The organism is Janibacter sp. CFPM2_SD2 (genome assembly GCF_057364645.1).
In genome coordinates this window covers 1-22,222 of record NZ_JBNFOF010000014.1, presented here as the reverse complement: position 1 = coordinate 22,222, position 22,222 = coordinate 1, and the positions used below count along the sequence as shown (strand labels likewise).

The 22,222-nt window shown below is 71.0% G+C and carries 18 protein-coding genes and 3 pseudogenes; 12 read left to right on the top strand and 9 right to left on the bottom strand.

Features of this window, described 5'->3' with window-relative positions; translation table 11 throughout:
- Window positions 1-7: 7 nt before the first annotated feature.
- The 6 genes and pseudogenes from AC2W7J_RS02640 (at window position 8) to clpX (ending at window position 6,630) form a co-directional block, all read left to right on the top strand.
- A complete protein-coding gene (locus AC2W7J_RS02640) occupies window positions 8-784 on the top strand; it encodes a PaaI family thioesterase (RefSeq protein WP_485981362.1) in 777 nt (258 codons plus the stop codon).
- A complete protein-coding gene (treS, locus tag AC2W7J_RS02635; RefSeq protein ID WP_485981360.1) occupies window positions 756-3,008 on the top strand; it encodes a maltose alpha-D-glucosyltransferase in 2,253 nt (750 codons plus the stop codon). The genes AC2W7J_RS02640 and treS overlap by 29 nt, the downstream gene beginning before the upstream one ends.
- Window positions 3,009-3,192: 184 nt before the next feature.
- Window positions 3,193-3,774, top strand: a complete 582-nt coding sequence (locus AC2W7J_RS02630) for an ATP-dependent Clp protease proteolytic subunit (RefSeq protein ID WP_255186358.1) — start codon at window positions 3,193-3,195, stop codon at window positions 3,772-3,774.
- Window positions 3,775-3,802: 28 nt separating this feature from the next.
- Window positions 3,803-4,477, top strand: a complete 675-nt coding sequence (locus tag AC2W7J_RS02625) for an ATP-dependent Clp protease proteolytic subunit (RefSeq protein WP_072625038.1) — start codon at window positions 3,803-3,805, stop codon at window positions 4,475-4,477.
- Between the two features lie 113 nt (window positions 4,478-4,590).
- On the top strand, window positions 4,591-5,352 hold the full coding sequence (locus AC2W7J_RS02620; RefSeq protein WP_485981358.1) for a hypothetical protein: 762 nt from the start codon (window positions 4,591-4,593) through the stop codon (window positions 5,350-5,352).
- Between the two features lies 1 nt (window position 5,353).
- Window positions 5,354-6,630, top strand: a pseudogene (gene clpX, locus AC2W7J_RS02615) (ATP-dependent Clp protease ATP-binding subunit ClpX).
- 888 nt (window positions 6,631-7,518) lie between these two features.
- On the opposite strand, the pseudogene valS reads toward clpX, so the two are convergent.
- A pseudogene (gene valS / locus AC2W7J_RS02610) lies at window positions 7,519-10,136 on the bottom strand (valine--tRNA ligase).
- 85 nt (window positions 10,137-10,221) lie between these two features.
- On the opposite strand from valS, the gene AC2W7J_RS02605 reads away from it, so the two are divergent.
- Entirely contained in the window at window positions 10,222-10,986 is a 765-nt protein-coding gene (locus AC2W7J_RS02605) for a lysophospholipid acyltransferase family protein (RefSeq protein ID WP_421007340.1), read from the top strand.
- 133 nt (window positions 10,987-11,119) lie between these two features.
- On the opposite strand, the gene AC2W7J_RS02600 is transcribed toward AC2W7J_RS02605, so the two are convergent.
- Complete coding sequence (locus AC2W7J_RS02600) at window positions 11,120-12,982, bottom strand: ABC transporter ATP-binding protein (RefSeq protein WP_485981357.1); 1,863 nt, start codon at window positions 12,980-12,982, stop codon at window positions 11,120-11,122.
- Window positions 12,983-13,068: 86 nt separating this feature from the next.
- Between AC2W7J_RS02600 and AC2W7J_RS02595 the strand changes: the two genes are divergently transcribed.
- A complete protein-coding gene (locus tag AC2W7J_RS02595; RefSeq protein WP_485981355.1) occupies window positions 13,069-13,482 on the top strand; it encodes a MarR family winged helix-turn-helix transcriptional regulator in 414 nt (137 codons plus the stop codon).
- A 30-nt stretch (window positions 13,483-13,512) separates the two neighbouring features.
- Here AC2W7J_RS02595 and AC2W7J_RS02590 read toward each other — a convergent pair whose 3' ends face one another.
- Window positions 13,513-14,052 (bottom strand): NUDIX hydrolase family protein, encoded by a 540-nt coding sequence (locus AC2W7J_RS02590; RefSeq protein ID WP_485981353.1) that lies wholly within the window; start codon window positions 14,050-14,052, stop codon window positions 13,513-13,515.
- A 282-nt stretch (window positions 14,053-14,334) separates the two neighbouring features.
- Between AC2W7J_RS02590 and ileS the strand changes: the two genes are divergently transcribed.
- Genes ileS through AC2W7J_RS02575 form a run of 3 tightly spaced genes read left to right on the top strand, consistent with a single transcriptional unit; the run spans window position 14,335 to window position 18,704 of the window.
- The gene (gene ileS, locus AC2W7J_RS02585) at window positions 14,335-17,634 is read left to right on the top strand and encodes an isoleucine--tRNA ligase (RefSeq protein ID WP_485981351.1); all 3,300 of its coding nucleotides are present in this window, start codon (window positions 14,335-14,337) and stop codon (window positions 17,632-17,634) included.
- 7 nt (window positions 17,635-17,641) lie between these two features.
- The gene (locus tag AC2W7J_RS02580; protein WP_255183852.1) at window positions 17,642-18,007 is read left to right on the top strand and encodes a CidA/LrgA family protein; all 366 of its coding nucleotides are present in this window, start codon (window positions 17,642-17,644) and stop codon (window positions 18,005-18,007) included.
- Entirely contained in the window at window positions 18,000-18,704 is a 705-nt protein-coding gene (locus AC2W7J_RS02575) for an LrgB family protein (RefSeq protein WP_255183851.1), read from the top strand. Before AC2W7J_RS02580 ends, AC2W7J_RS02575 begins: the two co-directional genes overlap by 8 nt.
- A 76-nt stretch (window positions 18,705-18,780) precedes the next feature.
- Here the strand turns inward: AC2W7J_RS02575 and AC2W7J_RS02570 are convergent, their stop codons facing one another.
- From AC2W7J_RS02570 to AC2W7J_RS02560, 3 genes and pseudogenes are all read right to left on the bottom strand, one after another.
- A complete protein-coding gene (locus tag AC2W7J_RS02570; RefSeq protein WP_427801114.1) occupies window positions 18,781-18,906 on the bottom strand; it encodes a hypothetical protein in 126 nt (41 codons plus the stop codon).
- A gap of 74 nt (window positions 18,907-18,980) precedes the next feature.
- Window positions 18,981-19,283: pseudogene (locus tag AC2W7J_RS02565) on the bottom strand (SRPBCC domain-containing protein); the annotation flags it as partial.
- The gene (locus AC2W7J_RS02560; protein ID WP_485981349.1) at window positions 19,280-19,615 is read right to left on the bottom strand and encodes an ArsR/SmtB family transcription factor; all 336 of its coding nucleotides are present in this window, start codon (window positions 19,613-19,615) and stop codon (window positions 19,280-19,282) included. The pseudogene AC2W7J_RS02565 and the gene AC2W7J_RS02560, both read right to left, overlap by 4 nt.
- Window positions 19,616-19,668: 53 nt before the next feature.
- Between AC2W7J_RS02560 and AC2W7J_RS02555 the strand changes: the two genes are divergently transcribed.
- Window positions 19,669-20,007, top strand: coding sequence for a cupin domain-containing protein (locus AC2W7J_RS02555; RefSeq protein ID WP_255183848.1), 339 nt, complete (start codon window positions 19,669-19,671; stop codon window positions 20,005-20,007).
- Window positions 20,008-20,123: 116 nt separating this feature from the next.
- On the opposite strand, the gene AC2W7J_RS02550 is transcribed toward AC2W7J_RS02555, so the two are convergent.
- From AC2W7J_RS02550 to AC2W7J_RS02540, 3 genes are all read right to left on the bottom strand, one after another.
- Window positions 20,124-20,927, bottom strand: a complete 804-nt coding sequence (locus tag AC2W7J_RS02550) for an ABC transporter ATP-binding protein (RefSeq protein ID WP_485981347.1) — start codon at window positions 20,925-20,927, stop codon at window positions 20,124-20,126.
- Entirely contained in the window at window positions 20,924-21,937 is a 1,014-nt protein-coding gene (locus AC2W7J_RS02545; RefSeq protein ID WP_485981345.1) for a FecCD family ABC transporter permease, read from the bottom strand. The genes AC2W7J_RS02550 and AC2W7J_RS02545 overlap by 4 nt, the downstream gene beginning before the upstream one ends.
- Window positions 21,934-22,222: iron chelate uptake ABC transporter family permease subunit (locus AC2W7J_RS02540; RefSeq protein ID WP_485981343.1), on the bottom strand; the 289-nt coding region annotated here is incomplete at its 5' end. The genes AC2W7J_RS02540 and AC2W7J_RS02545, both read right to left, overlap by 4 nt.

Genomic DNA, 22,222 nt, shown 5'->3' with positions numbered 1-22,222 from the left:
AGGACGCATGACGGACGGCACCTTCCCCTCGCCTTTCCCCGTCGAGGACCCGCAGGCCCTGGCCGAGCTCGAGCGGGCGCAGGGCGACCTCGCCCGTGCCGTCGGTCGGCTCATCGACGCGACCGTGCGCACCCGTCACGAGGGTCCGGTCCTCGACGAGGTTGCCGCCGAGGTCGACGTGCTCGTGGCCCGGCTGCTCGAGCGGTCGCAGGAGGGTCCGCTCGGCGTCGAGACGAGCAGCGACGGTCGCTTGCGCGACCACGCCAACCCCATGGTCGGCATGCGCAACCCCATCGCCCCGCCCCTCGTCATGACCGATGACGAAGGGGGAGTGGCGTGCACCTTTTCCCTCGGAGCCGCCTACGAGGGACCGCCCGGGTGCGTGCACGGCGGCTTCGTCGCCTCGGTCCTCGACCAGGTCCTCGGCACGGCCGCGGCCAAGCGCGGGGTGCCCGGCCTGACGGCCTACCTCAACACCACCTACCGCCGGCCGACGCTGCTGGGGACCGACCACGTCTGCCGCGCCCGCGTCGACCGGCTCGAGGGGTGGAAGGTCTTCGCCAGCGGCGAGATCGTCGACCCGCAGGGACGGGTGACGGCCGAGGCGGAGGCGCTCTTCGTCGTCCCGCAGTGGGCCCGTGAGCACCTGGGCACGCCGACCGGTGACGCCGGGGACTTCGACCGCCGGCGGGTGCGTCGGTCGAGGGCAGCACCGACGCGGCGGAGGGCACCGCCACGTCGTAGCGTTGGCGGACATGAGCGATCGCGACCAGGTGCCCGCTGACCACGAGACCGTCGAGGTCGAGGCCCTCGAGGTCGAGGACCCGGGCGAGCCCAACTTCGCGCAGGTCTTCTTCCCCGCCCGCCCGCGGGCGCTGCGGCCCCGTGCCCGGCTGCGTCCGCAGGGCGCTCCCTCGGCAGCGCAGGTGCGGTCGGGGGAGCCGCTGGGGTCCAACCCCGTCTACGTCGAGTGGCTGCAGGGGCAGTCGATGCTCCAGGACGCGAAGGAGATCGCGGCGCAGTTCACCGGGCAGGGGTCGATGTGGCAGAACCCCTTCGCCCAGCCCGACCCCCGGGCGGCCGTGCAGACGGCGTCGGTGTGGTTCACCGCCTACCCGATTTCGATGATCACCCGCCCGGGCACCTCCTTCCTCGCCTCGCTCGCCGACCCGGTCCTGTGGCAGACCTTCCAGGAGATCGGCATCCACGCGCTGCACACCGGGCCGGTCAAGCGGGCCGGTGGGCTGTCGGGCTGGAGCCCGACCCCGAGCGTCGACGGGCACTTCGACCGGGTGGGCACGCACATCGACGAGCTCTTCGGCAGCGAGGACGACTACCGCGAGATGTGCCGGGTCGCGGCCGACCACGACGGCACGGTCATCGACGACATCGTCCCCGGTCACACGGGCAAGGGGGCCGACTTCCGGCTCGCCGAGATGGGCGTCGGCGACTACCCGGGGATCTACCACATGGTCGCCATCCCGCAGGAGGACTGGCACCTGCTGCCCGACGTGCCCGAGGGGCGGGACTCGGTCAACCTCGACGAGGCCGCCGAGGCGGCGCTGGCCGACGCCGGGCTCATCGTCGGCGAGATGCAGCGGGTGATCTTCCACGTGCCGGGCCTCAAGGACACCAACTGGTCGGTGACCGCCCCGGTGACCGGACCCGACGGGGTGACCCGCCGCTGGGTCTACCTGCACTACTTCAAGGAGGGGCAGCCGTCGATCAACTGGCTCGACCCCACCTTTGCCGGGATGCGACTCGTCATCGGCGACGCGCTGCACAGTCTCGGTGACCTCGGCTCCGGCGGTCTGCGGCTGGACGCCAACGGATTCCTCGGCGTCGAGCGCACCCTCGAGGGCCCGGCGTGGTCCGAGGGGCACCCGCTGTCGCAGGCGGCCAACCAGCTCATCGGGTCGATGGTGCGCAAGGTCGGCGGCTTCACCTTCCAGGAGCTCAATCTCTCGATCGAGGACATCCGCGACACCGCCGCGGGCGGTGCCGACCTGTCCTACGACTTCGTCAACCGACCCGCCTACCACCACGCCCTCGCGACCGGCGACACCGAGTTCCTCCGGCTGACCCTGCGGCAGGCGCACGAGCTCGGGGTGGACGCGGCCGGACTCGTCCACGCCCTGCAGAACCACGACGAGATGACCTACGAGCTCGTCCACTTCGCCAGCCGGCACCGCGACGACGAGTTCGACTTCCGGGGCGAGGTGACGACGGGGGAGGGGCTCGCCGCGACGATCCGTGAGGAGCTGACCGAGGCCCTCACCGGCGACGCGGCGCCCTACAACCTCGTCTTCACGACCAACGGCATCGCCTCGACGACCGCGTCCGTCATCACCGCAGCCCTCGGTCTGCGCGACCTCGACGCGCTCACCGACGAGGACGTCGAGCGGGTGACGCGGGCGCACCTGCTGCTCGCGATGTTCAACGCATTGCAGCCGGGCGTCTTCGCCCTGTCGGGGTGGGACCTCGTCGGGGCGCTGCCGATCCCCGCCGACGAGATCGAGCCGCTGCTGCGCGAGGGCGACACCCGCTGGGTCCACCGGCCGGCCTACGACCTGCTCGACGTCGCTCCGGAGGCGACCGGGTCCGCCTCCGGCATGCCGCGGGCCCGGACGCTCTACGGCCCGATCGACGCGCAGCTGCAGGACCCGCGTTCCTTCGTCCGGCGCCTGAAGGACCTGCTCCACCTGCGCGGCTACTTCGCCATCGCGACGACCCGGCAGGTCGACGTGCCGGAGGTGGCGCACCGGTCGATGCTCGTCATGGTGCACGACTACGAGCAGGTCCCCGGTCAGCTGCAGGTGACGGTGCTCAACTTCAGCGGGGAACCGATCAGCGGCACCGTCATCAGCGAGCACCTCGAGCCCGGCTCGCGCCTGATGGACATGGGCGACGGCTCGACCTTCGGCGAGGTCGACCAGCTCCACGGCTTCCACGTCGAGCTCGAGGGCTTCGCCGGCCTGTCGCTCCTGGTGACGCCGGCGAAGGGGTGAGCTCCCCCCTTCGCCATGGTGTTGCGCTCACGGCGAACACGGCCGGGAGGCGGGAAACATGCGCGGGGAGCGGGCGTTAGGGTCAGTGAAAGTCGTGAACACGAGAGCAACCGCCGACACGGCGGAGAAGCGAGTGAGCGTGAGCAACAGCAGCGAGATCGTCGCAGCCGGCCCGCAGGGCGGGATGGGTCTCGACGACCACATCTACCAGCGCCTCCTCAAGGAGCGCATCATCTTCCTCGGCTCCGATGTGCGTGACGACAACGCCAACGCCATCGCCGCCCAGATGCTGCTCCTCGCGGCGGAGGACCCCGAGAAGGACATCTGGCTGTACATCAACAGCCCGGGTGGCTCGATCTCCGCCGGCATGGCGATCTTCGACACGATGAAGTGGATCCCCAACGACGTCGCGACGGTCGCGATGGGTCTGGCGGCCTCGATGGGCCAGTTCCTGCTGTCGGCCGGCACGAAGGGCAAGCGCTACGCGACCCCGCACGCGCGGGTCATGATGCACCAGCCCTCCGGCGGCATCGGCGGCACCGCCTCGGACATCAAGATCCAGGCCGAGCAGATGCTCTTCGTCAAGACGCAGATGGCCGAGCTCATCGCCGAGCACACCGGCCAGACCGTCGAGCAGATCCACAAGGACTCCGACCGCGATCGCTGGTTCGGCGCCCAGGAGGCCAAGGAGTACGGCTTCGTCGACCACGTCTTCGAGCGCTCCGACCAGGCCGGTCGCCCGACCGACAACCCGATCAGCGACTGAGCCGACCCCGAGCCTTCCAGGAGACACCATGAACTTCGACGCACAGCTGCGTACCCACCAGCCGGGCTCGGCCCCCCTTCGTCCCGGGCCGTCCAGCCGCTACATCCTGCCGAACTTCGAGGAGCGCACCTCCTACGGCATGAAGCGGATGGACCCGTACACCAAGCTCTTCGAGGACCGGATCATCTTCCTCGGCGTGCAGGTCGACGACGCCTCCGCGGACGACATCATCGCCCAGCTGCTCGTGCTGGAGTCGATGGAGCCCGAGCGCGACATCCTCATGTACATCAACAGCCCGGGTGGCAGCTTCACCGCCATGACGGCGATCTACGACACGATGCAGTACATCCGTCCCGACATCCAGACCTTCGTCATCGGTCAGGCCGCGTCGGCGGCGGCGGTGCTCCTCGGCGCCGGTGCCCCGGGCAAGCGCTTCGCCCTGCCCAACAGCCGCATCCTCATCCACCAGCCGGCGCTCGCCGGCGGTGAGTACGGCCAGGCCTCCGACATCGAGATCCAGGCCAACGAGGTGCTGCGCATGCGCACCTGGCTCGAGGAGACCTGGGCCAAGCACTCCGGCAAGACGGCCGAGGAAGTGCGCGAGGACATCGAGCGCGACAAGATCCTCTCGGCGCAGGAGGCCAAGGACTACGGCCTCATCGACGAGGTGCTCACCCCGCGCAAGGCCTCGCTCGAGGACTGACCGCGGCGACCGAGCCACCACGACCGCAGGGCCCCGGAGAGCGATCTCCTGGGGCCCTGCGTCGTGCCGCGCCGGCCGTGGAACCGAACCAGGGTGGGAGACGTCCAAGGACCATGCGACGTCTGCTCCTGCCGCTCCTGGCGGCTCTGCTGGCCCTGCCGGTCGTGGTCCTCACCGCGCCCGCGGCCCAGGCCTGCTCGTGCGCCGTGAGCAGCCCAGCACGTCTCGTCGACCGCGCGGCGCTCGTCGCGCGGGTCGAGGTCGCCGCCCGCGACGAGCACACGAGCGCCGACGGGATGGCCGGCTCGCGCTACGACGTCGTCGTGCGAAGGGAGTGGAAGGGGCCCGGGCAGCAGCGGGTCGCCGTCGTCAGCCGTGACGACTCCGCCTCCTGCGGCGTGCGCCTCGCCGTCGGGCGGGAGTACCTGCTGCTGGGCACGCGTGCGGGCGATGCCTGGCGGGTCGACCTGTGCGGCGGGACGACGGCGTTGGCCCCTGGCACCCCGCAGGGTGCGGTCACGGTCGCCGACGTCGAAGGAGCGGCTCGGGGCCGGGACGACACCGGCGGCGGCCTCCCCCTTCGTCCGCGCCGACGTCCGACGAGGGCTCCGGTGGGTGGTGGCGGCCCCGCGAGGCCGCGTGGCTGTGCCTCTCGATCGTCCTGGCGCTCGTCGTGGGCATCGCGCAGATCCTGCGGGACGACGACGAGGCCGACGACTGACGGGCGGTGGGGCGGGTCGGGCGGTTGCGCTGTCAGCGGAACGGCGCGACGCGCCCCCGTCGGTCGGTGTCCAATGGGAGACGACCGGCACCCACTTGGGTACGGTCGAGGCACGCGACCCACGTGGTCGACCCGGGATCGAGAGGACACCTGACGTGGCACGAGTCGGAGAGAGCGGCGACCTGCTCAAGTGCTCCTTCTGCGGCAAGTCCCAGAAGCAGGTGAAGAAGCTCATCGCCGGGCCCGTGTCTACATCTGCGACGAGTGCATCGACCTGTGCAACGAGATCATCGAGGAGGAGCTCACCGACTCGGGTGACCTCGGCCTCGACGAGCTGCCCAAGCCGCGCGAGATCTACGACTTCCTCGAGACCTACATCATCGGTCAGGACAAGGCGAAGAAGGCGCTCGCCGTCGCCGTCTACAACCACTACAAGCGGATCCAGGCCGACGAGGGCGCGGTCGCCAAGCGCGACGAGGACCACGTCGACATCGCGAAGTCCAACATCCTGCTCATCGGCCCGACCGGCTGCGGCAAGACCTATCTCGCGCAGACCCTCGCCCGCATGCTCAACGTCCCCTTCGCGATCGCCGACGCGACCGCCCTGACCGAGGCCGGCTACGTCGGCGAGGACGTCGAGAACATCCTCCTCAAGCTCATCCAGGCCGCCGACTACGACACGAAGAAGGCCGAGCAGGGGATCATCTACATCGACGAGATCGACAAGGTCGCCCGCAAGTCGGAGAACCCCTCGATCACCCGTGACGTCTCCGGCGAGGGGGTGCAGCAGGCGCTGCTGAAGATCCTCGAGGGCACGACGGCGTCGGTGCCCCCGCAGGGCGGGCGCAAGCACCCGCACCAGGAGTTCATCCAGATCGACACGACCAACGTGCTCTTCATCGTCGGCGGCGCCTTCGCCGGCCTCGAGAAGATCATCGAGTCGCGCGTCGGCAAGAAGGGCCTGGGCTTCGGCTCCGAGCTGCACAAGGCGACCGACCTCGCCGAGGCGATCACCGACGTCATGCCCGAGGACCTGATGAAGTTCGGCCTCATCCCCGAGTTCATCGGCCGTCTGCCGATCATCACGACGGTCACCCCGCTCGACCGCGAGGCCCTCGTGCAGATCCTCGCCGAGCCCAAGAACGCTCTCGTCAAGCAGTACCGCAAGATGTTCGAGATCGACGGCGTCGAGCTGGAGTTCACCGACGACGCCCTCGAGGCGATCGCCGACTCCGCCATCGCCCGCGGCACGGGAGCCCGTGGCCTGCGCGCGATCATGGAGGAGGTCCTCATGCCGGTCATGTTCGACACCCCGAGCGACGACGGCATCAAGCAGATCGTCGTCAGCGCCGAGGTCGTGCGCGACAACGTCCTGCCGGCGATCGTGCGGCACGAGGAGAGCGGCAAGCGCAAGCACAAGCGCTCCGCCTGACACCCCCCGCTGGCTGAGGAGGTCGTCCGCGGCCGTCTCGAAGCCACCACGCTGGCTGAGGAGGCCGTCCGCGGCCGTCTCGAAGCCTGACAGGATGTCGGTGTGACCGCCCCCTTCCGCCTCGTGCAGGGATCGTCCGGGCCACGGCAGCAGAGCCCGACGACGTGCGGGTCCGCGTGCGCGACGGTCGCCCGGATGCTCGTCGACGCTCCCTTCGCCCGCTGGGTCGCCACCGGTGAGGGGCACCCGGTGCCGGGCGCCGAGGGTGCCACCGCAGCGGAGCGTTTCGCGGCCTGGGAGCGGGTCGTCCACGCTCGCACCAACGGCTGGCGCGGCCCCGGCGGCGGCTTCACCCTCGCGTGGCCGCAGGCGCTCGGCACGCCCCCGTGGGGCCTCGCGCACGAGCTCGAGCACGGCGGCTCCCGGCCGGGCACGCGCTATCGGATCATCTCCGTGCGAGCCCACTCCGAGGAGTCGCTGCGCGCCCGCTACCGGCGGCTGCTCGACCTCGTCGTCGACGGTGAGCCGGCCGCGCTCTACGTCGGCAGCCGCCTGCTGCCGCGGCACGTCACGCTCGTGCTCCCGGGCGAGCGGCCGGACGTGCTCCACGTCTACGAGCCGGCGAGCGGTTCGGTGCAAGTGCTCGAGGAGGACGCCTTCGCCACCCGCCGGCTGCGCCTCGGCGGCTGGGCCGTGCCGTGGATCCTCGTCCAGCCGACCGGTCACCGACGTGTGCTCGACGGATCGGCGGCCACGGCCGCCTGGCGGGTGCCCCGGCTGGCCCCCGAGCCGCGACCGACCTGCTGCGCGAGGCTGACCCCGACACCGTCTGACGACGCACGGGCCCCGCCGTCCCTCGGGGAGGTCGGGCCCTGCGTCGTCAGGTCGTCAGTTCTTCGGCGGCTTGACGAAGGGGATGAGCTCGACGTCGCGCAGGACGACCTCGTCGCCCTCGGCGTAGTCGAAGCTCCCCGTCAGGCGGCGGCCGACCGCAGGTCGGGCTCGCCCGCGCGCACCCGGTCGGCGGTCGCGGCCGGAGCCACGAGTGTCGCTGCGGTGATCTCGCTGCGCATGCCGACCTTGGCGTCGGACTTGGCCTTGCGTACCTGGCTCAGGGCCGTGCCGACGGCTGCGAGGACCTGCGGGTCACCGGCCTCCGCGAGGGCCAGCTCGGTGGCCTCGGGCCAGGTCGCGCGGTGCACCGACCCCTCCTGCCACCACGACCAGACCTCCTCGGTCGCGTAGGGGAGGAAGGGCGCGAGCAGGCGCAGCAGGACCGACAGCGCGAGCCGCAGCGCGGCGCGTGCCGACGGGTCGCCACCGTGGGCGCGGTCCTTGACGAGCTCGATGTAGTCGTCGCAGAAGGTCCAGAAGAAGGTCTCGGTGACGTCGAGCGAGCGGGTGTAGTCCCACGCCTCGAAGCCGCTGGTCGCATCGCCCACGACCTGCTGCAGGGCCGCGATCATCGCCCGGTCGAGCGGCTCGGTGATCACCGAGGCCAGCCCCTGGCGGTCGTCGAGCTCGGGCTCGCCGAAGCCGAGGGCGAACTTGCTGGCGTTGAGCAGCTTGATCGCCAGACGGCGGCCGATCTTCATCTGACCGGTGTCGTAGGCGGCGTCGGTGCCCAGGCGACCGGAGGCGGCCCAGTAGCGCACGGCATCGGCGCTGTGCTCGACGACGACGTCCTCGGGCGTGACGACATTGCCCTTGGACTTGCTCATCTTCTTGCGGTCGGGGTCGAGGATCCACCCGGAGATCGCGGCGTTCTTCCACGGGGCGGTGCCGTGCTCGAAGTGCGCGCGCACGACGGTCGCGAAGAGCCAGGTGCGGATGATGTCGTGGCCCTGAGGGCGCACGTCCATCGGGAAGACCTTGTCGAAGAGCGTGCTCTCGCCGCGCTCGCCCGCGAGCCAGTCGCCGGCGATCTGCGGCGTGAGCGAGGAGGTCGCCCAGGTGTCCATGACGTCGGGGTCGCCGGTGAAGCCACCCGGCTGGTCGCGCTGCTCCTCGGTGTAGCCGGCCGGCACCTGCGCCATCGGGTCGACCGGCAGCTGCTCCTCGGTCGGCACGAGCGGGCTGTCGTACTGCGGCTGGCCGTCGCCGTCGAGGGCGTACCAGACGGGGATCGGGATGCCGAAGAAGCGCTGGCGGGAGATCAGCCAGTCGCCGTTGAGCCCGGCGACCCAGTTCTTGTAGCGCGACTTCATGAAGTCGGGGTGGAAGTCGATCTCGTCGCCGCGGGCCTGCAGCGCCTGGTTGAGGTCGGCGTCGCGGCCGCCGTTGCGGATGTACCACTGGCGCGAGGTGACGATCTCGAGCGGCTTCTCGCCCCGCTCGTAGAAGTTGGCCTTGCGCTGGGTCTTCTGGGGCTCGCCGTCGAGGTCACCCGAGGCGCGCAGCGCCTCGACGACGACCTCGCGGGCGGAGTGCACGGTCTTGCCGGACATCTCCGCGAAGGTGGCGGCACCCCCTTCGCTCTGGATCCACTCGGGCGTCTCGCCGAGGATCCGGCCGGCGCGGGTGACGACCGAGCGGGTCGGCAGCTGCAGCTCGCGCCACCAGATGACGTCGGTGAGGTCACCGAAGGTGCAGCACATCGCGATGCCGGCGCCCTTGTCCATCTCCGCGGACGGGTGGGCGACCACGGGCACCTCGACCCCGAAGAGCGGGGAGGTGACGGTGGAGCCGAAGAGGCCCTGGTACCGCTCGTCGTCGGGGTGGGCGATGAGGGCGACGCAGGCCGGCAGCAGCTCGGGACGGGTGGTCTCGATGTGGACCGGGCCGTCGGCGCCGTGGAAGGCGACGCGGTGGTAGGCACCCGGGTAGTCGCGGGCCTCGAGCTCGGCCTGCGCGACGGCGGTCTGGAAGGTCACGTCCCACAGGCCGGGGGCCTCGGCGGTGTAGGCCTCGCCGCGGGCGAGGTTGCGCAGGAAGGCGGTCTGCGCCGTCGCGCGGGAGCGGTCGTCGATGGTGCGGTACTGGATGTTCCAGTCGAGGCTGAAGCCGAGGCGGCGGAAGAGGGACTCGAAGGCCTCCTCGTCCTTGACCGTCAGCTCGTCGCACAGCTCGATGAAGTTCTGTCGGCTGATCGGGACCTGGTCGGCGGCCTTGATGGTTTTGGTCGTGCCCTCGAAGGGGGGCGTGAAGTCCGGGTCGTAGGGGAGCGAGGAGTCGCCGCGCACGCCGTAGTAGTTCTGCACCCGCTTCTCGGTCGGCAGGCCGTTGTCGTCCCAGCCGATCGGGTAGAAGACGTTGAGCCCGCGCATGCGCTTGTAGCGGGCCATGCAGTCGGTGTGCGTGTAGCTGAAGACGTGCCCCATGTGCAGCGACCCGCTCGCGGTCGGCGGCGGGGTGTCGATGGAGAAGACCTGCTCCCGGGCACCCTCGCGGTCGAAGGCGTAGGTGTCCTGCTCACGCCATACGGCGCCCCACTTGTCCTCGAGGCCGTCCAGCGAGGGACGGTCCGGGATGCGGGCTGCGTCGGGGGCGGGGGAGTGCTCGGTCATGGGGTGGATCTTCCCATCACCGGTGTGGCGCGGACCAATCGGTCCGTGCCTGCTCCGGCGACCTACGAGACCGTAGGCTGCAGTCATGCGCCGACCCGAGCCCCTGTACCGCGCGATCATCATCGTGGCGCGGACCATCTTCCTCATCAACGGCTACCGCTTCACCATCAAGGGCGACCGCAACGTCCCCAAGCGTGGCGGCGCGGTCATGGCGATCAACCACACCGGCTACATCGACTTCGTCCTCGCCGGGCTGGGAGCACGCCGCAGCCAGCGCTGGGTGCGCTTCATGGCGAAGAAGTCGATCTGGCAGCACAAGGTGGCCGGGTTCTTCATGCGGGGGCTGAAGCACATCCCGGTCGACCGGCACGCGGGTGGGGCTGCCTTCAAGGAGGCCGTGGCCAAGCTCAAGGACGGCGAGGTCGTCGGGGTCTACCCCGAGGCGACGATGTCGCGCTCCTTCGAGATCAAGGAGCTCAAGAGCGGCACCGCCCGGATGGCGCAGGAGGCGGGCGTGCCGATCCTCCCGACGATCGTGTGGGGCGCGCACCGGATCTGGACCAAGGACGTACCCAAGCGTCTGGGGCGCACCAACTTCCCGATCCACATCACCATCGGTGACCCGATCCACGTCGGGCCCGACGACGACGTCAACGAGGTCACCGAGCGGCTGCGCGAGGTGATGAAGCAGCTCCTCGACGAGACCATCGCCGCCTACCCGCCCCTGACGGGCGACGAGCTGCGCTTCCACCCGGCCCGTCTCGGCGGCACCGCCCCGACCTACGAGGACGCCTGGGCCAAGGACCACAAGGACATGACCCGCACCAAGGACCAGTTCACCAAGGACTGAGCCCGTGAACTCTGCAAGACCCTAGGGTTTTGCAGAGTGGCGACCTGTCAACTGCGCAAGACCCCAGGGTCTTGCGCAGTTCGCCGTTCTGGAGTCCGCAGGCGGGGCAGTGGCGAAGGGGGAGCCCCGCACCTCATGCGGTGAGGGCGACCTCGGCATCCCGGTGGTCACCCTGCCGAGGTTCCTCTCCGGCGAGCCGGGCGTAGGCGCCGCCCCGGGCGAGCAGGGCGAGGTGCTCGCCCCGCTCGGCGACCCGCCCGCCCGCGAGCACGAGGATCTCGTCCGCGGACTCGATGGTGCTCAGTCGGTGGGCGATGGTGATCGTCGTCCGGCCGCGGGCCAGCGCGTCGAGGGCGGCCTGCAGCTCACGCTCGGTGTCGTTGTCCAGGGCGCTCGTCGCCTCGTCGAGGACGAGGACGGCCGGGTCGCGCAGCAGGGTGCGGGCGATGGCGATGCGCTGCTGCTCTCCGCCGGAGAAGCGGTGCCCGCGTGCGCCGACGACCGTGTCGAGCCCCTCGGGCAGCGCCGCGACGAGGTCGGCGGCCTGGGCGGTCGCGAGGGCCTGCCACAGCCGAGCCTCGGTGGCCTCGGGGTCGGCGAGCAGGAGGTTGGCGCGCACCGTGTCGTGGGCGAGGTAGGTCTCCTGGGTGACGATGCCGATGACCTGGGTGAGGGTCTGGGGGTCGATGTCGCGCAGGTCCACCCCGTCGACGGTGATCCGCCCGCTCGTCGGGTCGGCGAGCCGGACGAGCAGCGAGGCGAGGGTCGACTTGCCGCTGCCGGTGGCGCCGACGAGCGCGAGGTGCGAGCCGGCGGGGATGACGGCGTCGATGCCGTCGAGGGCGAGCCGGTCGCCGTCGGGGTAGCCGTAGCCGACGCCCTCGATGCGCACGTCGCCGCGCACCGTCGTCGGGTCGAGGTCGACCGGAGCGGCCGGGGGAGTGACCTCGGGCTCGAGGTCGAGGTAGCCGAAGACGCGGCTGAAGAGGGCCATCGAGGCCACCCACGAGGCACCGACGTTGAGCAGGCCCATGATCGGCCGGAAGATGCCCGACTGCAGCGTCGTGAAGGCGATGATCGTGCCGATGGTCATGCCGCCGCTCGTCGCGGGGAAGCCGGCAGCGAGGTAGATCAGGGCCGGGATCGCGGCGAAGACGATCGACATCGTCGCCATCCGCCAGCGGCCGGCGAGCTCGCTGCGCACCTCGAGGCCGACGAGGTCGGTCGAGGTCTGGGTGAACTCGCGGGCTCCGCGCCCGGACGTGCCCAGCGTCTTGGACAGCAGCGCACCGCTCACCGACAGCTCCTCGGTGACCTGGGCCTGCAGGTCGGACAGCCGGCGCTGCCGCTGGGAGGTGATCTCTAGCCGGGCCAGCGCCACCTTGCGGGTGGTCCAGATCGCCGGCGGCAGGACGAGGAGCGAGAGGAGCGACAGCCGCCAGCTCAGGGCGGCCATGGCGACGGCGGTGGCGACCGCGGTCGTGAGGTTGGAGGCGATCGAGACGGCCGTGCTCGTCACGATCGACTGCATGCCACCGATGTCCTGGGTGATGCGCGAGGTGATCTCGCCGGAGCGGGTGCGGGTGAAGAAGCTCATCGACTGCCGCTGCAGGTGGGTGAAGACGTCGGTGCGCAGCCGGTGCATGACGGCCTGGCCGACGCGCGTGGAGATCCACGTCTGCTGCACGCCGATGAGGGCGGTGGCGATGGTGACGAGCAGCATGCCGCCGACGGCGAGCAGCAGCAGGCGCACGTCCTGGTGGGGGAGCGCGTCGTCGATGACGGTGCGCAGGAGGAAGGGGGAGGCCATCGAGATCAGCGAGCTGGCCACGATGAGCGCCACGACCGCGGCGACCTGCCAGCGGTAGGGGCGGAAGTAGGCGATGACCCGGCGGGCGCTCACGGGGCTCTCGGCGAGCTGGGCGCGGTCGCGCGGGTCGATGCGGCGGGGTCCGTGCCCGCCGCCGGGCTTGGGGGAGGTCGTCGGGGTGTCCATGCGGTCCCCTTTCATCTCAGGTCTGTTCGTGGTGCTGAGGTTACCTCACTATGAGGGAAGGGGGCAACTCGGCTACCGTGGTCGGCATGAGCGAGCGGGTGGTCGGGCAGGGCACGGAGGACCTCGGTGAGCAGCTGCTGCGGGTGGCCCGCGGCCTGCGCCGGGCCTGGATGGTCGACCTGTCGGAGCACGACCTGTCACCCCACGAGGCCCGCGCCCTGCGCGTGGCGGCGGACCGCGCGGAGGCGCCGCGGCTGCGCGACCTGGCTGACTCCCTTCGCATCGCACCGCGGTCGGTCACCGATGTCGTCGACGCGCTCGAGCGCAAGGGCTATGTCGTCCGCGAGCCGGACCGCACGACCGGCGGGCGAGCGTCGTCGTCGTCACCGACGCCGGACGGCAGGTGCGGTCGGCGGTGCACGAGGCGCGTCGCCGCAGCGTCGGTGACCAGATGGGCGCGCTCAGCGGGCAGCAGCGCGCGGCGCTCGCCGACGCGCTGACGACGCTCGAGGAGGGGCTGGGCTGAGGGGCTAGAAGGAGCTGTGCCCGAGGTGGGCGAGCGCCTGACGCAGCAGCGCTCCTTGGCCACCGGCCATCTCGGCCTGCAGCCCGGTCTCGGCGGCCTCGTCGAGGGTGAGCCAGGCGAGGTCGAGGGCGTCCTGCTGCGGCGCGCAGTCGCCGCGCACCGGGACGATGAAGCTCAGCGCGACGGCGTGCTGGCGCGGGTCGTGGAAGGGCGTGACCCCCGGCGTCGGGAAGAACTCGGCGATCGTGAAGGGGATCGGCGAGGCCGGCACGCTCGGCAGGGCCATCGGGCCGAGGTCCTTCTCGAGGTGACGCACGAGGGCGTCGCGCACGCGCTCGTGGTAGTTGACCCGGCCGGCGACGAGCTCGCGCTCCATCGTGCCGGTGTCGGAGGCCCGCAGCAGCAGCCCGACCGCGGTGACGTCGCCGTTGTCGGCGACCCGCACCGGCACCGCCGCGACGTAGAGGATCGGCACGCGGCCGCGCACGTTGTCGAGCTCCTCGCGGCTGAGCCACGCTTCCTGACGGTCGAGGTCGGTCGGCATGCGGCCATCCTCGCACGCGGTTTCGGCCCTCCACCGGGGCGTCCTACACTGGAGCCACAGGCGCCTGAGCCGTCATCAGCGGCGAGCCTTCCGGAAGAACGGGAGCACTGCTCCTCACTAGACCCGGACGAGTGGTCACGTGACGACCGATCGACCAAGAGCGGTCTCCTCCCTTCGCCGGCGTTGGGGGTGGACAAGCGGGGTGGTACCGCGGTGGCCCGACGGCCGTCGTCCTCGTGGCAGTTGACGAGTTGACCCGCCGAGTACCCCGGAGCCGCCGCGATGACCTATCCCAAGGTCTCCACCACCGACGCGACCACCGTCGCCTCCTCCCCGAGCTTCCCCGACATCGAGAAGCACGTGCTGAACTACTGGGAGGCGGACGGGACCTTCCAGGCATCCATCGACGCCCGCGACGCCGGCACGGACGGCAGCAACGAGTTCGTCTTCTACGACGGACCCCCCTTCGCCAACGGCCTGCCGCACTACGGCCACCTGCTCACCGGCTACGTCAAGGACGTCGTCCCCCGCTACCAGACGATGCGCGGCAAGCGGGTCGAGCGGCGCTTCGGTTGGGACACGCACGGTCTGCCCGCCGAGCTCGAGGCGATGCGCCAGCTCGGGCTGAAGACGACCGACGAGGTCCGTGAGCTCGGCATCGAGAAGTTCAACGCCGCCTGCCGCGAGTCGGTGCTCAAGTACACCGGCGAGTGGCGCGACTACGTCACCCGCCAGGCGCGCTGGGTCGACTTCGACAACGACTACAAGACGCTCAACCCGACCTTCATGGAGTCGGTCATCTGGGCCTTCAAGTCGATGTACGACCAGGGCCTGGTCTACGAGGGCTTCCGCGTGCTGCCGTACTGCTGGCAGGACGAGACGCCGCTGTCCAACCACGAGCTGCGCATGGACGACGACGTCTACCAGATGCGCCAGGACCCGGCGGTCACCGTCGGCCTGCGGATGGACGCCACCGGCGAGGACCCGGTGCTCGACGACGCCCACCTGCTCGTGTGGACGACGACCCCGTGGACCCTGCCGAGCCACCTGGCCGTCATGGTCGGCTCCGAGATCGACTACGTCGTCGTCGAGGCGCCGGTCCCCGGTGTCGAGGGGAGCACGGCGAAGTACGTCCTCGCCGAGGCGCGACTGGGCCACTACGCCCGCGAGCTCGGCGACGAGCCGACGATCCTCGGCCGCTACACCGGTGCCCAGCTGCTCGGCCGCACCTACACCCCGCCGATGTCCTACTACGCCGGCCACGAGGGCGCCTTCCGCGTCGTCGCCGCCGACGACGCCGTGACGACGACCGACGGTTCCGGCCTCGTCCACACCGCCGGTGCCTTCGGTGAGGTCGACAAGGAGGTCACCGACCGCGAGGGCATCGCCGCCGTCATGCCGGTGGCCAAGGACGGTCGCTTCACCGCGCCGGTCACCGACTACGAGGGCATGCTCGTCTTCGACGCCAACGGCCCGATCATCGACGCGCTCAAGGCGACGACCCGCGGCGAGCAGGCCGACTCGGTCAGCGAGGGCACGATCCTCCTGCGCCGCGAGTCCTACGAGCACTCCTACCCGCACTGCTGGCGCTGCCGGCAGCCGCTGATCTACAAGGGTGTCGAGTCGTGGTTCGTCGAGGTCACGGCGATCAAGGACAAGATGCTCGCCAACAACGAGCAGATCACCTGGACGCCCGACCACGTCAAGCACGGGCAGTTCGGCAAGTGGCTCGAGAATGCGCGTGACTGGTCGATCACCCGCAACCGCTTCTGGGGCAGCCCGGTGCCGGTGTGGAAGTCCGACGACCCGGCCTACCCGCGCATCGACGTCTACGGCTCCTTCGAGGAGATCGAGCGCGACTTCGGGCGGCTGCCGCTCGGCGAGGACGGCGAGCCCGATCTCCACCGTCCCTTCGTCGACGAGCTGACCCGGCCCAACCCCGACGACCCGACCGGCAAGAGCACGATGCGGCGCGTCGAGGACGTGCTCGACGTGTGGTTCGACTCCGGGTCGATGAGCTACGCGCAGGTGCACTACCCCTTCGACAATGCCGAGTGGTTCGAGCAGCACTTCCCGGCCGACTTCATCGTCGAGTACATCGGGCAGACCCGCGGCTGGTTCTACACGCTGCACATCCTCGCGACCGCGCTCTTCGACAAGCCGGCCTTCTCGTCCGTCATCAGCCACGGCATCGTCCTGGGCAACGACGGGCAGAAGATGTCCAAGTCGCTGCGCAACTACCCCGACGTCTCCGAGGTCTTCGACCGCGACGGCGCCGACGCGATGCGCTGGTTCCTCATGAGCAGCCCGATCCTGCGCGGCGGCAACCTCGTCGTCACCGAGCAGGGCATCCGCGAGGGTGTGCGGCAGGTGCTCATCCCGCTGTGGAACAGCTACTCCTTCTTCACCCTCTACGCCAACGCCCTGGGCGACGGCTACGAGGCGACGTGGTCGACGGGCTCCACCGACCCGCTCGACCGCTACCTGCTGGCCAAGCTGCGCGAGTTCGTCGAGGACGCCACCGCGCGGATGGACGCCTATGACATCGCCGGCGCCTGCGACAGCACCCGCAGCTTCACCGACGTGCTCACCAACTGGTACATCCGGCGCAGCCGGGAGCGCTTCTGGGCGACGGGTGCCGACCGGGCCGACGCCGAGGCGGCCTGCGACACCCTCTACACGGCACTCGAGGTGCTCTGCCGCGTCGCCGCCCCCCTTCTGCCGCTGATGACCGAAGAGGTCTGGCGCGGGCTCACGGGGGGGCGGTCGGTGCACCTGGCCGACTGGCCCAAGGCGGAGGACCTGCCGGCCGACCACGACCTGGTCGTCGCCATGGACACCGCCCGCGCGGTGTGCAGCTCGGCCAGCGCGCTGCGCAAGGCCAACAAGCTGCGCAACCGCCTGCCGCTGCGTGACCTGACGGTCGTCGTGCCCGACGCCGCGAAGCTCGCGGACTTCGGCGCGATCGTCGCCGACGAGGTCAACGTGCGCCAGGTGAGCCTGCTCGACATCGCCGACCCGGCGGCCGCGGACTTCGGCGTGAGCCAGAAGCTCACCGTCAACGCCCGTGCGGCCGGACCGCGCCTGGGCAAGCAGGTCCAGGTCGCGATCAAGGGCAGCAAGTCGGGCGACTGGTCCGTCGCCGACGACGGCACCGTGACCTCCGGCGGCATCGCGCTGGTCGAGGGCGAGTACACGCTCGAGACCGTCGCGGCCGATGACGAAGGGAGCCACCGCGCCACCGCGATGCTCCCCGGCTCTGTGGGCGGCTTCATCGTGCTCGACACCGAGGTCACCGACGAGCTGGCGGCCGAGGGTCTGGCGCGTGACGTCATCCGCGCCGTCCAGGAGGCGCGCAAGCAGGCCGGGCTCGAGGTCTCCGACCGGATCAGTCTGACGATCACCGGCTCGCAGCAGGTGTGGCAGGCGACCGTCGCCCACCAGGGCCTGATCGTCGACGAGACGCTCGCCGGCCAGTTCGGCTCCGCTCCCAATCTCGAGGCGCTGCCGCTCGGCGACGGCGTCGTCGAGACCGAGCTCTCCGGCAGCGAGAGGGTCCGGGTCAAGGTCACGCGCCTGTGAGCCGCCGATGATCAACGGGATCCTGTGGGTCCTCGGCTGCCAGCTCGTCGGGGAGGTCTTCGTCCGGGTCCTCGGGCTGTCGATCCCCGGGCCGGTCGTGGGGATGGTGCTGCTCTTCGCGGTGCTGTCCGTGCGCCGGCCGGGGGAGGTCTCGGGGACGCTGCGCTTCTCCGACGGGCTGCTGCGACACCTGCAGCTCTTCTTCGTCCCGGTGACGGTCGGGATCATGGTGCACGCGTCGGAGCTGGGGCGGCAGTGGCTGCCGGTCACCGGCGGGCTCGTCCTGTCGTGGGGGCTCGGCCTGGTGACCGTCGCCGGCTTGGCCTCGTGGCTGCAGGGGCGCCGGGGAGTGCGGGTGCGCTCGCATGACTGAGGCGATCGACTGGCTGCGTGATTCGCCGCTCACCTGGGTCTTCCTCACCCTGCTCGCCTACCGGGCCGGTGTGTGGGTGCGTGACCGTACCGGCGGGCACCCGCTCGCGCAGCCGGTGCTCGTCGCCGCGGCGCTGCTCATCACGCTGCTCGCCGTCCTCGGCATCGACTACGACACCTACATGACCGGCGGCGCGCTCATCCATCTCGTGCTCGGCCCGGCGACCGTGGCGTTGGCGGTGCCGTTGCACCGGCAGGCGCACCACCTGCGCGAGATGGCGCTGCCGCTGGCGGTCGCCCTGCCGGCGGGTGCTCTGGTCTCGATCGGCTCGGCCGTGCTCACGGTGCGCGCCCTCGGCGGGTCCGAGGCGCTCGAGCACACGATCGCGCCCAAGGCTGCGACGACGCCTGTCGCGATCGCCATCGCCGACCACATCGGGGGAGTGCCGGCGCTCGTCGCCGCCTTCACGATGCTCGCCGGCATGCTCGGGGCGGTCTTCGGTCCGTGGCTGCTCGACCGGCTGTCGGTCCACGACCGGAGGGTGCGCGGGTTGGCCATGGGCGCGGCCTCCCACGGAGTCGGCACCTCGCGCTCGCTGCACGACGACCTCACGGAAGGGGCCTTCGCCGGCCTGGCCATGGGCCTGACCGCGCTCCTGACGAGCGTGCTCGTGCCGCTCGTCATCGCCCTCCTCTGACCCCCCTTCGTCCGCGCCCTCCCAACTCTGCAAGACCCTAGGGTTTTGCAGAGTTGGGAGGGGCGAGCGGGGCCGGTCAGGCGGCGCCGTCGGCCGCGTGCGGCTCCATCGGTGCGCCCGTCTCGAGCACGGTCTTGATGCCCGAGAGAACCCAGGGCCAGCCGCCGCCCCCTTCGTTGGTCGGGTCGGGGTTGCCCGCCACCTGCTCGGCCGTCGTCGGCGGCCGGTGAGGTCGTGGGTGAGGGTCAGGCGGACCGCGCCGTGGGCGCTCGGCTCGATCTCCCAGGTGAGGGTGCCCGGCTCCTCGTCCTCGATCCACACCGGTGCCCAGGTCTGGACGAGGCGGCGCGGCGGGTCGGCCTCGAGGACCTCGCCGGTGACGACGACGTCGGGCATGCCGACCGCCTTCATGTCCTCGCCGGCCCGGTGCTCGAAGTGGCCACCCGGCTGCAGGTCGTAGTCGACCTCGCCGGCGTAGCCGTAGAGCCGGCTGAACTCCGCCGACGTGATGGCCGCCCACACCCGCTCGGGCGTGGCATTGATGAAGATGCGGTGGATCTGGACCTCGGTGTCGCTCATGGCTCGTCGTCCTCCAGGACTCGTTTGAGATCGAGCAGCGCGGAGGCCCGCGCCGCCGTGTACTTGCCGATCCACCGGTCGTGGATCGCGCGGATGGGGACGGGGTTGAGGTGGTGGAGCTTGGTCCGTCCCTCCTTGCGGGTGACGACGAGGTTCGCTTCCTCGAGCAGCCGCAGGTGCTTGGCGACGCCAAACCGCGTCATCTCCGTGTGCTCGCGCACGACCTCCTCGAGCTCGGACTGGGTGCGTCCGTCGCGCTCGAAGAGGGCGTCGAGCAGCACCCGGCGGATCGGGTCCGCCAAGGCCTTGAAGACGAGGTCGTCATCGCTCACCTGATCACCATAGGTGACCATATGGTCACCTATCAAGGCCTAGGGTCGGAGTCATGGACACGACTCTGCACTCCGTCTCCGGCCTCCTCGACCTCGCGCCGACGAGCGAAGGGGGTCGCCCCGGCGTCAAGAAGGCGCTCGTGGGCCACGGCTGCCGGGTGGTGATGTTTCGCTTCGCGGCCGGGCAGGTGCTCGCGGAGCACACGGCGGCCTTCCCGATCCTCGTCCAGTGCCTCTCCGGCACCGTGGAGTTCGCCGCGGGGGAGCAGGTGGTGACCCTCGGTCCCGGAGCCGTCGCCAACCTCGACGCGCGCGTCCCCCACGAGGTGCGGGGGGTCACCGATGCCGTCTTCCAGCTGGTCATGCTTGACCCGGCGGCGAGGCCGGACTGAGCTGTCGACAGGCGCACGAGTCATCGACTGCCGCACCAGGTATTTCTCGCGCCTGCTTCGATGACCCGCGCGCGAGTCGAAGTCCGGCGCGCCGTCGGGTGGCGCGGGCTGACGGGTCAGGGCGTGAGCGGCTGCTGACGCACGTGGGGAACGACCATCGGCGTGCCCGACTGCGGGTCGTCGACGACGTCGCACGCCAGGCCGAAGACCTCCTCGACCAGCTCGCTCGTCAGCACCTGCGCGGGTGGGCCGTCGCCACGGATCCTCCCTTCGTGCATGACGACCAGACGTGAGGCGAAGCGCGCCGCCTGGTTGAGGTCGTGGAGCACGGCGACGATCGTGCGGCCCTCGCGGTTGAGCCCGGCGAAGAGCTCGAGCAGCTCGTACTGGTGCGCGATGTCGAGGAAGGTGGTGGGTTCGTCGAGGAGGATCACCTCGGTGTCCTGTGCGAGGACCATCGCGACCCAGGCCCGCTGCCGCTGACCGCCGGAGAGCGTCGCGACCGGGGTGTCGGCGAGGTCGGTGAGGTGGGTGCGCTGCAGTGCCGCGGCGATCGCCCGGTCGTCGTCCGGAGACCACTGCCGCAGCAGGCTGTGGTGGGGGTGCCGGCCGCGGGTCACGAGCTCGCCCACGGTGATCCCCTCGGGGGCGATGGCGCTCTGCGGCAGCAGCGAGACCCGTTGTGCCACAGCGCGTCCGCGCATCCTGTGCAGGTCCTGGCCGCCGAGCTCGACCCGGCCGTCGGACGGCTGGTTCACCCGGCAGAGCGCCTTGAGCAGGGTCGACTTGCCGCAGCCGTTGGGCCCGACGACGACGGTGAAGTCGCCGCGGGCGATGTCGAGGTCGAGCCCGCGGATCACCGGCTCCCCGCCGTAGCCGACGGTGATCTGGCGGGCGCTGACGAGCGAAGGGGAGGTCATGTCGCCTTCTTCCATTCGGAGACGAGCAGGGCGCCGAGGTAGACGCCGCCGATCGCGAGCGTGAGGATGCCGACGGGCAGCCCGTCGAAGAGCGGCACCTGCTGGGTGGCCAGGTCGGCCGCCGACAGCAGGAGGGCGCCGGTCACGGCGGACAGCCCGAGCAGCGGTCGGGCGCTGCGGGCCAGCCGCCGGGTGACGTGCGGCGCGGTGAGCGCGACGAAGGCGATCGGCCCGGCGACGGCCACCGCCCCGCCGGCGAGCAGGACCGACAGGAGGACCGCCCTTCGTCGCACGGCACCGGAGTGCACGCCGAGCGAGGCGGCCACCTCGTCGCCCATCTCGGTGAGGCCGAGGGGGACCGACAGCAGCGCGAGCGGCACCGCGGCGACCGCGAGGACCAGCCAGATCGTCATGACGTGGTCCCAGCCGCGCGCGTTGAGGCTGCCGTTGAGATAGGCCGACAGGACCGTCGCCTTGTCGCGCGCGACGACGTAGACGACGTACTGGGTGAAGGCGTAGGCCATCGCCGAGACGCCGATGCCCGCGAGGACCATGCGTATCGGGTTGGACAGTCCGGTCCCGGTGCTCACGGCGACGAGCCCGACGGCCAGCGCCGCCCCGGCCACCGAGCCGAGGACGATGGACGTGGCGCCCGGCAGGAGCAGCCCGACGAGGGCGGCGCCGGCACCCGCGCCCGCGCTCACACCGATGACATCGGGGGAGCCGAGCGGGTTGCGGGTCACGGACTGGAAGAGCGCGCCCGAGGCACCGAGCGCGGCGCCGGCACCCAGCGCGACGAGCAGGCGCGGGCCGCGCAGGTGACCGAGGACGAAGTTGGCCTTGCCCGTCGCCTCGCCACGAGCCACCTCGACGATGCCGGCCGGCAGGTCCGCCAGTGCCACGCCGAGGCCGCCCATCGTCAGTGTTGCCAGGGCCGTCGCGACGACGAGCCCCACGAGGACGAGGCCGAGCGCACTCGCCCGACGGCGGGCCGGAGCGAGGGTGCTCATGCCTGTGCCTTCCGGCCGAGCCGGCGGACCGCGAGGAGCAGCACGGGAGCCCCGACGAAGGCGGTGACGACCCCGACCATGAGCTCCTGCGGTCGCAGCACGATCCGGCCGATGATGTCGGCGCCGAGCAGCAGGGTCGGGCCGACGACGAGGCAGCCGAGCAGCTGGGCGCGCACGTCGAGCCCGACGAGGGCACGCACGATGTGCGGCACGGCGAGACCGACGAAGGCGATCGGCCCGACGGCCGCGGTCGCCGCCGCGCACAGCAGCGTCGCGGCCCCGAGG